The 11,075-nt window shown below is 39.2% G+C and carries 12 protein-coding genes and 1 other RNA gene; 7 read left to right on the forward strand and 6 right to left on the reverse strand.

Annotation, left to right across the window (positions count from 1 at the left end; genetic code table 11):
* On the forward strand, positions 1 to 326 hold a 326-nt coding region (locus H6763_03960), incomplete at its 5' end, for a hypothetical protein (GenBank protein MCB9803956.1).
* Positions 327 to 536: 210 nt separating this feature from the next.
* Here H6763_03960 and ssrA read toward each other — a convergent pair.
* Both ssrA and H6763_03970 read right to left on the reverse strand, forming a co-directional pair.
* Positions 537 to 958: a transfer-messenger RNA gene (gene ssrA, locus H6763_03965) on the reverse strand.
* Positions 959 to 999: 41 nt separating this feature from the next.
* Positions 1,000 to 1,152: a hypothetical protein gene (locus H6763_03970; protein ID MCB9803957.1), complete on the reverse strand. Its 153-nt coding sequence runs from the start codon at positions 1,150 to 1,152 to the stop codon at positions 1,000 to 1,002.
* Positions 1,153 to 1,254: 102 nt separating this feature from the next.
* Here H6763_03970 and H6763_03975 point away from each other — a divergent pair, with 102 nt between their 5' ends.
* Entirely contained in the window at positions 1,255 to 2,085 is an 831-nt protein-coding gene (locus H6763_03975; protein MCB9803958.1) for a hypothetical protein, read from the forward strand.
* A gap of 378 nt (positions 2,086 to 2,463) precedes the next feature.
* Here the strand turns inward: H6763_03975 and H6763_03980 are convergent, their stop codons facing one another.
* Positions 2,464 to 2,811: a VOC family protein gene (locus H6763_03980; GenBank protein MCB9803959.1), complete on the reverse strand. Its 348-nt coding sequence runs from the start codon at positions 2,809 to 2,811 to the stop codon at positions 2,464 to 2,466.
* A 275-nt stretch (positions 2,812 to 3,086) separates the two neighbouring features.
* On the opposite strand from H6763_03980, the gene H6763_03985 reads away from it, so the two are divergent.
* The 3 genes from H6763_03985 to H6763_03995 all read left to right on the forward strand — a co-directional run bounded on the left by H6763_03985 (position 3,087) and on the right by H6763_03995 (position 7,145).
* The gene (locus tag H6763_03985; protein ID MCB9803960.1) at positions 3,087 to 4,448 is read left to right on the forward strand and encodes a M20/M25/M40 family metallo-hydrolase; all 1,362 of its coding nucleotides are present in this window, start codon (positions 3,087 to 3,089) and stop codon (positions 4,446 to 4,448) included.
* An 80-nt stretch (positions 4,449 to 4,528) separates the two neighbouring features.
* Positions 4,529 to 5,074, forward strand: coding sequence for a sigma-70 family RNA polymerase sigma factor (locus H6763_03990; protein ID MCB9803961.1), 546 nt, complete (start codon positions 4,529 to 4,531; stop codon positions 5,072 to 5,074).
* Position 5,075: 1 nt separating this feature from the next.
* Positions 5,076 to 7,145, forward strand: a complete 2,070-nt coding sequence (locus H6763_03995) for a hypothetical protein (GenBank protein ID MCB9803962.1) — start codon at positions 5,076 to 5,078, stop codon at positions 7,143 to 7,145.
* Between the two features lie 84 nt (positions 7,146 to 7,229).
* Here the strand turns inward: H6763_03995 and H6763_04000 are convergent, their stop codons facing one another.
* The 3 genes from H6763_04000 to H6763_04010 all read right to left on the reverse strand — a co-directional run bounded on the left by H6763_04000 (position 7,230) and on the right by H6763_04010 (position 9,704).
* Positions 7,230 to 8,069, reverse strand: a complete 840-nt coding sequence (locus H6763_04000; GenBank protein ID MCB9803963.1) for a hypothetical protein — start codon at positions 8,067 to 8,069, stop codon at positions 7,230 to 7,232.
* Positions 8,070 to 8,398: 329 nt separating this feature from the next.
* Complete coding sequence (locus H6763_04005) at positions 8,399 to 9,145, reverse strand: TrmH family RNA methyltransferase (GenBank protein MCB9803964.1); 747 nt, start codon at positions 9,143 to 9,145, stop codon at positions 8,399 to 8,401.
* Between the two features lie 19 nt (positions 9,146 to 9,164).
* Positions 9,165 to 9,704 (reverse strand): CYTH domain-containing protein, encoded by a 540-nt coding sequence (locus tag H6763_04010; protein ID MCB9803965.1) that lies wholly within the window; start codon positions 9,702 to 9,704, stop codon positions 9,165 to 9,167.
* Between the two features lie 72 nt (positions 9,705 to 9,776).
* Here H6763_04010 and H6763_04015 point away from each other — a divergent pair, with 72 nt between their 5' ends.
* Complete coding sequence (locus H6763_04015) at positions 9,777 to 10,301, forward strand: hypothetical protein (protein ID MCB9803966.1); 525 nt, start codon at positions 9,777 to 9,779, stop codon at positions 10,299 to 10,301.
* A gap of 211 nt (positions 10,302 to 10,512) precedes the next feature.
* Positions 10,513 to 11,073, forward strand: coding sequence for a hypothetical protein (locus H6763_04020; GenBank protein MCB9803967.1), 561 nt, complete (start codon positions 10,513 to 10,515; stop codon positions 11,071 to 11,073).
* Positions 11,074 to 11,075 lie beyond the last annotated feature (2 nt).

The following is an 11,075-nucleotide window of genomic DNA, read 5'->3' on the forward strand; positions in this document are numbered from 1 at the left end:
ATTTAACAGTACATAGGATCAATGGTAGAAGATATTCAATTCTTGGCAGTAATCGAGAGGAGGACGACAGGTCTAGATATCAGATCTTTGGTGATTATCTTAACCCCCATGAAGACCGGATCTCTTTTGGAGAAGGCTTTGACACGATCCAATACCATCGTCCAATAGGAGAGCAGATCAACGATATCACCAGGTCCTCGTTCGATATTCTCGATGTCATAGAGCCAAAGCCTATCGCATCAGCAAAACAGGACTACCCAAACAAGTTCGAGATAGATAATAGGATCCCTCGAGTAATGATCTATCACCTTAGAAAGAGAGATTGAGGATATCCTCTCTGTTCTCTTATCTTTTAACCATGCTTTCAATACAGCGTCACAGAGTCCTAGTTATTTATGTGTAGATCACTTCTTATTTTTAACACAACTACAAACAAAAACCGGTCTTTCGACCGGTATACATTTTACTACCAACAACTCTGCTCAGGCTTTGATCTACTCTCACCTCCAACGCGCTTCCAGCTAAAGCTGAAATCGCCGTGGAGACGGCGGGTATCGAACCCGCGTCCAGTAAGCTCGGAACAGCACCCTTGTACAAGCGTTGCTTAGCCTGTTTAGCCGATGAGCCTAAAGACTAAGCAAAAAAGCTCAACGGTTATCAACTTTTTGTTTGGGCGAAGAGGTGTGATAAGAACCGCATTCGCTTACACCCTGTTAATGACCGGTTTCATGCTCGCAACAGGGGTTGAGCATGGACCGCTAGTCTATTTGTTGACTAGATTAAGCAAAGAGATACATTGGTTGTACAGCTGCTGTTAGGCTGCTGACAAGGTTCTGTACTCCTGTCTTAACGTTACTAATGATGTTGCCATTTATGATGGAACATTTATCAGTTTTAGAGAGCTGATGGCTCTGCTTGAGGTACTGAACGTACACTTCTGTCGAAGCCATACGTCCCCATCTAATCTTATTATAGCATATTTTGAGAACTATATATATACTATAGGATAAGGGTACACTTGGTCTTTCCACTGTCTCCACCATTTCCACCAGCTTCATCAGTACCATCTGTTCCTGCATTTACACCATTCGATCCAATAGATTCTAATGTTCTTATACAAAGATCAAGCTCAAAATCAGATCTGCTATTCAAGAGTTCACATTGTTTACCCTTAAATAATGTAATAATATGTTACTAATCAGAACTTATTGCGTATTTGCATTCACACATCATCTAACTTTTTTCATAATTCAAATGAAAACGCAGATCAATAGAGAAGCCCTGAAATCATATATACGAATAGGTTTCATTACAGGTGTGTCAGTTAGTATCATTTTACTAGTGTGTTATCTGATGGTCACTCTCAGCGCAAAGTCTGCAAGAAACTCAACCCCAAGTGCACAAAGTAATGTTGAAACCCAAGACCAGACAATTTCAGATGAAGGGGCCGAGGAAGATGAGTCAACTGATCTGGATGAGGAGGATTCTGATGAGCCGACCTTATGTGCAGTAGAAGACATTGATGAGGCGATCAACAACTTGCCTGAAGATACAACCCTCGGTATTTACCTCGAGCCGAGGGATAACGATACCTACTTCGTACTTGATGGTTGCGAATTAGATGTACTCAGTTATATTGGCCCAAAACTAATAGCAGAAAATTTCTTTGACGAGGAGACCATCTTCCAGACGAGTGCTTATCTGACGTTAGAAAGTTATACATTACCCGATGAAGACAGTAGTGAAACCTTTATAGCCTTTGGTTATCTGTCGCCAACGGATCCGAGGAAAGGACACGGTGTCGGTACATATGATCTTTCTACAGGTGAATTTATCAACCGGATCAACTTTCCTAATTATATGGTGATGGTATATCAGGTCCATGCTGTGACAAAAGGGTTTATTATTAGCACATACATCACAGCAACAGGCTGTGAAGGAGAGGATCCGGATCAGTTTCAGATATGTGTGGATGGACTAGGTAGAGGGATCGAATTGGGGAAAAGGGAGAAGAGTTATGGACTTTGGTATATAGACCCAACTAAAGAAGGGATAGAGTTTTTAAGAGAATATGAGGTAGATTGATCTCAACTTGATGATCATTTCATCTCGTGTCTCAATCGATTTTCCTAGATCTGTAGTGTGATGGATAGGGCCTGTGGTTTTAAAGAGTTTCTAGATCACAACTTCAACCCGATCTTATAACACTTTTTCATGCTCGTCATCATTATGTATCAGCATATGTTTGGCTTCATTTGCCCTCTTTGCAGGTTTACACAAAATTTACAGCTACACGACACCCATCTTACATCGAACCCAATATCACCAATCCTATCGGTTCCATACTGTTGAAAATTCGATCTTAAGTGTGCTTGTCATTGACCGATCTAGGTCACCCATCTTTATACATAGATCACTTACAGGTAAGAGTCCCCCACCAAAGACTGCGCTTGTATTTAATTTCTAATTTTTTCTATTCACAAAAACCACTTTATTCCCATCCGGATCAAAAATAGAGAACTCCATACCCCAAGTTTCGTCTGTAATAGTTTTACTTATACGTATACCTTTTCTAACACAATCCTCAAACTTTGCCTCAATATCTTCGATATGGAGAAGCACTGTCTGATGTCCAGGTGTTTCCCTTGGTTCTGAGCTCTGTTTTATCCCCAGTATTGGACCCTTATCAAATTGGAATGATGCGAATTTATCTCCAAACCTATCTTTCAATTGAAACCCTAACCGCTCTACATAGAAATTTACTATGACTTTAATCGAGTTAGTATAAAAGATCGTGGTATCAATATTCATCTTTCTGGAAACACTCGCTTAATTAAATATGAATTTTGTAGCAAAACTGTCGAATTATATCTGAAAATCTATTGGATGCAAAAGTAAAACCTATATGATAGAATCCGGAAGTTCAATTCTCAGACAGAACCGATAATGAAACTATATTATTTTATTAAGCCTTTTCTTTTCCTAACCCTTGAATAGGAGGTTTGTCTGCCTGTTTGTTCATGTCATACCTCCTAATTGTATAGGAGGTTTTTTATTTATTTTTTTATTTATTTCAGGAGAATTTCATGAGTAAGAATTACAATGATATCCAGAAGCTCCAGGATAAGCATCTTGAAGAACTGTTTAAATACCTTAGAATGCCTAGCCTTTCTAGCGAGAATCTGGGTATAGAGGAAATGGCGAAAAGCGTTAAGGAACTAATGGAAGAGATTGGATTCAAGGTGCAAGAGCTGAGGGTTGGGGAATCGTACCCTTACATTTTTGGGGAATTGGGGAGTGGCGATGTGACCCTGCTCATTTACAACCATTATGACGTTCAGCCTGCTGGTGATGAGAAACTTTGGGAGAGTAAGCCATTCGAGCCTGAGGTAAGGGATGGGCACATCTATGCAAGAGGTGTTGCTGATAACAAAGGCAACCTTCTGATGAGATTGCAAGCGATCAGGTACTACCTTGAGAATTATGGAGATCTGCCCATCAGGATAATTTACCTTGTTGAGGGAGAGGAAGAGATAGGGAGTCCGAACCTGGACGCTCTTGCGAAGGCTTATGGTCATCTCTGGAAGGATGCTGACCTATGCATTTGGGAGACGGGAGGTGTCAACGAAGAAGGTTCTCCGCATACAGAGCTGGGGATGAAGGGAGTAACATACCTGGAGCTTCATTCAAAACTTGGAGACCATGACCTACACTCTGGTGAGGCATCAATGTTTGAAAGCCCTGTTTGGCGACTTGTCCAAGCTCTAAATACCTTACGTAGTCCTGAGGGGAAGGTTTTGATAGATGGAATTCGTGAACAGATCAAACCACCTGCTGAAAGAGAATTGCAAATGATAAAGGATCAGATGTTTGACCTGCAAGAAACATTGAGATCAGAGGGGCGAGACTCTTTTTTAAATAATGAAAAAGATAAGGACAATATCTTAAAGTTCCACTACTTTGAACCTACTTGCAATATCTGCGGTATTTGGGGTGGCTTTATGGAACCCGGAGGGATAAAGACCATAATTCCGATGGAGGCAACTGCAAAAATTGACCTGAGACTTGTTGCAGATCTCGATGCATCACAGATCGCAGGAATGATCAGGGCTCATCTTGATAAAAGGGGTTTTACAGATATTGAGGTTAAAGAATTGATCGCTCTTCCTGTGGGAAAAACGGATGTGAACAATAGGTTCCTGGAGAGGTCTCATATGCTACTAGAGGAAGCATATGGTGTAAAACCAGATGTTACTGTCACTAGCGGTGGATCAGGACCTTTCTATTATATTGCAAGTCAATTTAATATACCTGTTTTCCACATTGGCGCTTTATATCCTGCAAATCGGTCTCATGCACCCAATGAGAATATCCGTGTAAAAGATTATCAGAAGGGATTAAGTGCGATGTTGCATATAATCGATGGGTTAGGTGATACCAGTGCGTAGGACCAGGATTCATGCGAGACAAGAAGCGCCTGAACAATGATGGTCTTGACACTCTGCGTTATTAGTACGAATATTAGTCGATGACTACATCTGAAATATCTTCACTTTATCGCGAACATGTCACGAAGGTGTATAGATATTTCTATAAACGAACCGCTTCCCGGGAAATCAGCGAAGATCTTACCAGTCAGGTCTTCTTATCATATGCAGAAGTATGTAGAGATCCGGGTACACAGATCGATGATCACACAAAATACATTTTTGGTATCACCCGAAATACATTTCTGACATATCTAAGAGAAAAGTATGAAAAGCAGGAGTTCACCCTCGATATCGAGGATCTCTCTCATCAAGGGACTTTCGAAGATGAAACTGATGAGGATCAACCTGTCGAACAGCCAAAAGATATTACTCCTTTGATCACACACTACATAGATCTTTTACCAGAGGCTCAACAAAGAGTTATGCGATTGCGTTTGTTAGAACATAGGTCTCTCAAAGAGATCTGTGAAATATTGAACAAAAATATGAATTATGTCAAAACAACACAAAAAAGAGCTATAAGACGTCTAAAGGAGATACTCGAGTGTACACCACCGCCTACTAATATATTGAAGGAGAAATAATATGGAAACCAAAAAGAACATATTAACAACCGAAGAGAATGAGTTCTTAGAAGCCTTAGATCAAGGTGAGCACGGTCCTTCCGATGCTTTCGTCGACGAACTTGAGCAAAAGGTTGTGCGAACTTTCGAAACCGGGTCTCCCTCAAAGTCTAATTTTTTCGGAGGTCTTTTTATGAATCTCAGAAACAAGAAACTCTTCGTAGGAGGAGTTTCTATCCTATCAGTTTTTCTGATAGCAGGGATCGGTTACTTTACTTTCAGTTCATTTTTTTCACCTGACATACAAACCAAAGATCAGCTTACTTTAGAAGAGATCTTAGCAAACGCTGTAGAGAAGAATTCTATGCGAGGTCTAGGGGATGCAAGCTATAACAATCTGCTCTCTACAAAAGCTTTTGCAGAAAATGGGAATTCTCTTTCAGCAGACCTGGCACAGTCAGTTGGGATCCCTTCACCTTATGGATGGGAGGATTACAATTATTCGACTTCAACATCAACCTTCACCCCAGGAGCTGCCTTCGATACATGTCCTGTGATGAACTTCCCTTCAGTAAACAGTAAAACAACTTCAGTAAGTAAGTATTTTTATGATGATCAGGGTTCTTCACTTTCACTCAACACATTGACAGATAGTAAAGGAAATATCCTTAATTACTTTCTCTCAAAGGGAAATGAATCCTACATTTATTACGGAGGTGAGTATGCTGTGAAGTTGGTTTTCGAGGATTATCTTTACGAAAAACCTGCACTAGATCAAAGTGGTATGGAACCCTCCGATGTTATAGATCCTTCATCAACAGATCCGAATACTCCTGTCAGTGATCCGAATACTGTAGGTTTAGATGACACCGTTACAGTAGACTCAGATGAAGTTGTGGAGATGCAAATAGAGGAGGTGATGGATCCACAGCAATTAGATCAGGTAGAAGATCCAAAGGACTACATCTCTCAATTTTTTGGTGATAATACGACCTTGATCGGGACTGAAACTCTTGATGGAGTAGATGCATATGTCGTCGAATGGAGTTACGACAGTTCATGTGATTTTGAAGATGCTTTAACTCTAGAAAAGGCTACATCTTCTTACGCAGAAACAAATACCCCTATAGACGAGAATACATATACCATCATCGACAGAACATGGATCGATTCTGAGAGCTTCCTGATCTTGAAAACAGAGAGCTACATTAATTCCGCAGATCAAGCAAATCTGATCGGAACAAGAGTAGATAGAACGATCACAAAAAACACAACCATTGCTGAAGTACAGAACGAATTTGTATATAGTTTGGATCCTTCAATCCCTGTTCGAGAGGTCGTGTACAAGTCTGTTGAACCAAATAGCGAGTACTATCAAGCAGTAGCTTTGGCTAAAGAACAAGGAATCAAACTACTCTTCCCTACTGACACATCACTTCAATTAAACTATGTTGCACCATGGAGTACGAGAGTAGAGGGAGATGACTTTTATCTGGATAGAGCGTTTTATGCTCCAGGTGTAGTAGGACAGAATATGTTTGTGCAGATGAATCCATCCTCGATCTCGGAATACTATGTCAGTGTATTTAACTTGAGCTTTTCCTCAGCAGATTACGAAAAGAGTATAAATATCGAATACTGGAATATAGAGCCTGCAAAGGTAATCGATTGGGTGTGGGGAGATTCTGCGACCCGAAAAGAGAGCAGAACCCTGATAATCAATGGTGAGGAAATAAGAGCGGATGTCTACGTCATTGATCAAACTTCTTATGTAGATGATCTGATGCCAGTAGATGAACCACCAGCGACAGGGTCTGGAAGTACTGGTGGATCCTCAGGTTCATATGAAGGGTCAGATGATCGTATAGAGGGTGAGAACCAATACCGATACATCATCTTTGAATACGATGGATACACAATTTCGATCTCTGAGACTAATACAACTGTACAAGGTCTCAAAGCATATGATCTTTCTGTAGCAACAGATCAAAGTGCTGTAAATGGACTGGTAGATGAGATGTACAAGAGATTCAATGATAGTAACGACATGACAATTGACTTTCCAAAAGGAGCAGAAACAATGCCGTTATAGTTTCTAGAATATCTGTGACAACAAGATCAAAGGGGACGTAATCGCCCCCTTTTTTCGTTTTCACTATTTCTTGATAAGTAATAATTATCTGTATTGTCTATCAGTTCGTATATACTCGAACAGGAACTGTGCCGCCCAACTGGCATAACCATCGAAATAATCAGCAAACCATCTTCTGATCTGATCATATCTCATACTCTCATCGTGACCATACATATCCCTCGCAACGCGCCACATCCAAACATCTAGTGGTGTGACATTATCATGTCCCAACCCATAAACTAGGACGCAATCTGCAACTTTATCTCCAACACCTCTGATCTTTAGAAGTTCTGTACGAGCTTCATTTTCTGTCATACTTTGAATTTGATCTGAAAGGCCTGTTTTCAGAAGATATTTTGATGCTTCGATGATATTCCTACCACGGAAACCGACTTTGCAGGTCAACAGATCCTGCAAGTCAACCTCTGCTAATCTTTCTATTGCTGGTAAAAGAGAAATGGATGAACCGTCTACATCAACCTTTTCACCAAATTTCTCTGACATTAATAAGTTGCACTGACGTATACCAACGATACTTTTCATAGGCGAACATAGGAAACTTATAAGAGCTTCTTCAAAATCTTGTCTGAGTAAACGCAGATCTGGAAATCTAGAGATTGCGGTTCGTATATTTTCATCCAAACTGATCTTATTTAGGATCTCTTGATAATCGACATCGAGCCTAAGATATGTAGAAAGCCAATCCCAATCGTCATTTTGAGGATATGTTTCCCATATTAAACTGCCTTCTTCCTGCCTCATTTTCACAGCCCTGTTCAAAGTTCCACCAACAAACCAACCATCGACTAGGTGCCATACAAACGCTTGACCACTCATAAGTGTCGCTGATAGGTCATACTGTTCTATTGGGGTGCGATTCATTGACCTGTCTGATCCAATTAACTTATCCACTCGATCGTTCGATCCGTCTGTTCATATAGAAAAAAAGGGACCCTATATACAAAAGAAACCTACTATTGCTAGTAGGTTCTTTTGCTAGTGAAGAGTCCCTTCTTCCTAATATTTGGATCAGATCATAGATCTGATATTCGGAGTGTAACGCAAATGAAGAAGTTCTTCAACTATGACCTTAGTTAGAAATTTACTACAGTTCAAAAACCCCTTAACAACGCCGATATACCCCTATGGGTATTTGAGTAGAACTTTTCTAACTAAATTAGGGTGATTTTTGGGCATTTTCGATACCCTGCTCAATGAGCCAATTTCCTTGATATAGAGGCAAAATGCCACATTGCTATCCCTGCAGCTATTGACAGATTCAACGAATCTACTCCTATATGCTGTGGGATATATACTGGTTCACCAATATTTGCAAATTCTCCCATTAGACCCTTTGCTTCATTACCGAAAATAAGTGTATACGGGCTATCTACCGCAACCTGTCTGATATCTCGACCATTTTCCAATATGAATGGATATAGTGTATGTTGCGAAAACTTCTTCTGATAATCTGTAAAGGTTGGATAGCTATTAAAATTGATCCTAAATAATGCACCCATAGCTGATCTGACAACCTTTGGATCGAAAAGATCTGCAGAATCACCAATTATCGCGAGATCCTTAAACCCCAAACCTACCATAGTTCTGATTATAGTGCCGATATTGCCCATGTTCCGTGGTTCTACCAGCACGATATGGTCTCCAAGTATATCTAGGAATGTTTTATATTTTTGAAATATTCCTAATGCATAGGTATTTTCTTTGTATGCGATCTTATCTATCGCCCTCTCATTTATCTCACACGGGATATTCTTTTCTTCACATATACGCTTGATCTCTAAAACTCCGTCACTTTTCTCAGAATCAGGCTTTAGAAGTACTTTTAATACCCTATCAGGCTTAAGTTTTAACAGGTCAAGTGTGGGATAAGTACCAAAAGTATATGAATAATCGAGCTTCTTTATATACGGCTTTAGTTTGGGATCATATCTATTCATAGGGAGGATAGAGATCTTATTACACTTCTGAATCACGCTTCTTTTTATAGTATGCGATCAGATCCATCACAGAAAGAGGTTCACAATCTTCCTGTTTGTATCCAAACCGTTCAGCCCACTCAAAGATATGTGCCTCTTGGGATGCTTCGATCATCATGAACTCTGGGATATATTCATACTCACCTTCGAACTTATCAAAAGAGATGAATACATCATCTTTTACATAATCATAACGGAATTTCTTAAATATCTTGAAGTGTTGAAATCCAAGTCCTAGCATGATCTGATCCATCATTTTTCCATCTGATATCTCAACCTCCCATTCATCAATTATCCCTAGACCAAGCTCGTTGTATTTATCCTTGAATGAAAGTTTGTGAGAATCGCCTTTTGTCCTTAATGAAAGACGTTTACCCTTTTCCATGAATCCATCAGTTTTCCTGTCATAGTATATATCGACGATCTCGCCCTCAAAAAACTTCTCAGCACCGTGTTGAAAGAGTATGTCCTCAAGCCATTTACGGTTTACTTCTCGGATTTTGTATTCGATCCTTTGCATACTTAGAATATAACCTCTATTGAGCAAGAGGGCAATGTTAGCTATTATTGAAAAAAATTACTCTGCAATTTCATGAAAAAAATACTTATTGGTGTGATCGCAATCATAGTAATCGGAATTACTACATTTCTCGTTGAGTTTATTATTACATATCAAAAAACAGCAGTAAACTTACAAGCTGCGATTGAAAATTATGATATTAAAACCGTTTCAGAGTACTTACCAGGGATCAAAACAACCTATATCGAAGAGGAAGGTGTATATCACAGTACAGCTATTATTGTAAACAATCCAATATTCGATAATACATCCTTTATGCTGATAACAGAAAAAGGGTCTGAGCGTTATGAGAAGGGTTATATTACAACGAATATAGACTGTAATATAGGTGACTATCCACCTAAGTCAGCATTTAGAAGTGTTGGAATATCTCCATTGGTTACACTTGGAAAGTGGACTGAGTCGAGTGGCTATGATGACATAAAGAGTGTCCAGAGATACATGCTTTTATTTGAGCCTACAAACAGTGAATTTTTATATTCTGCATCCTGTTCAGAAGAAACTAATACACTGGTAATTTCTCTTGATCGTACTTAAGAATGTCGTTAATCGATTTACACTTGATCACTATGCAGAGTTCAAAGCAACCTTCTTAGAAATTGGAAGATGGAAATAATAGTTAACAATTTATATTTAAAATCAATATGTAAGTAATACAAGGTATTGATAAAGGCAGTAACGTGGTTATTCAAATGACACTTATTTATAATTTTGTTATCTTAAATTAAATAAACTTGTCCAGTCGGTTGTGAAGAAGTTAATTCTAATTATTTTCCTACTAGTTCTTGTTGCTTTGATATCCTACGCCGCAGATTTTATCTATACGCAGAAAAGCACTGAGTATGATCTTGCCTACATGATAAAAGAACATGATATTTCCTCTATGCGTTCTTTATATCCAAGCAGTGAAGGTGCAGTTATTGCGAAAACGAAGACAACAGTATTACAGGTAGATCTAGGAGATGGCAACAGAATGATGTTTATTTCTGGGCAGGACACAACAAACATAGACACAGCGACCTTCATAAAAAATATCCCTTGTTCTAGTAATGAATTTCCTAAAAAAGGAACTCTCAGATATGTAGGCGTCTCTCCTTTCACCTCATTTGGGAAATGGAAAGAGTTTCAAGGGTATGATAGTGAGGCTGATGAAAAAAGATTTATGACAATCTTCCTTCCTAGCTCTAAAGATGTTTTGTATTCGGTAAGTTGTAATGAAAATATTGGTCTAACCTATATTGTGGATAGTAGAGAAAGTCTAGAAGGTGTGTGGGAGACGGATATTGATGCACTTTTTGAAAGTTATTGATC

Source organism: Candidatus Nomurabacteria bacterium, from assembly GCA_020632395.1.
In the GTDB taxonomy this organism is placed as follows: domain Bacteria; phylum Patescibacteriota; class Dojkabacteria; order SC72; family JAHDCA01; genus JACKFQ01.

What these genes read in the sequence shown, in the direction of transcription:
- H6763_03990 (MCB9803961.1), top strand. Translation starts at nt 4,529, where the DNA reads ATGACTACATCTGAAATATCTTCACTTTATCGCGAACATGTCACGAAG.
- H6763_03995 (MCB9803962.1), top strand. Translation starts at nt 5,076, where the DNA reads ATGGAAACCAAAAAGAACATATTAACAACCGAAGAGAATGAGTTCTTA.
- H6763_04000 (MCB9803963.1), bottom strand. Translation starts at nt 8,069, where the DNA reads ATGAATCGCACCCCAATAGAACAGTATGACCTATCAGCGACACTTATG.
- H6763_04010 (MCB9803965.1), bottom strand. Translation starts at nt 9,704, where the DNA reads ATGCAAAGGATCGAATACAAAATCCGAGAAGTAAACCGTAAATGGCTT.
- H6763_04015 (MCB9803966.1), top strand. Translation starts at nt 9,777, where the DNA reads ATGAAAAAAATACTTATTGGTGTGATCGCAATCATAGTAATCGGAATT.
- H6763_04005 (MCB9803964.1), bottom strand. Translation starts at nt 9,145, where the DNA reads ATGAATAGATATGATCCCAAACTAAAGCCGTATATAAAGAAGCTCGAT.
- H6763_03980 (MCB9803959.1), bottom strand. Translation starts at nt 2,811, where the DNA reads ATGAATATTGATACCACGATCTTTTATACTAACTCGATTAAAGTCATA.
- H6763_03985 (MCB9803960.1), top strand. Translation starts at nt 3,087, where the DNA reads ATGAGTAAGAATTACAATGATATCCAGAAGCTCCAGGATAAGCATCTT.
- H6763_03975 (MCB9803958.1), top strand. Translation starts at nt 1,255, where the DNA reads ATGAAAACGCAGATCAATAGAGAAGCCCTGAAATCATATATACGAATA.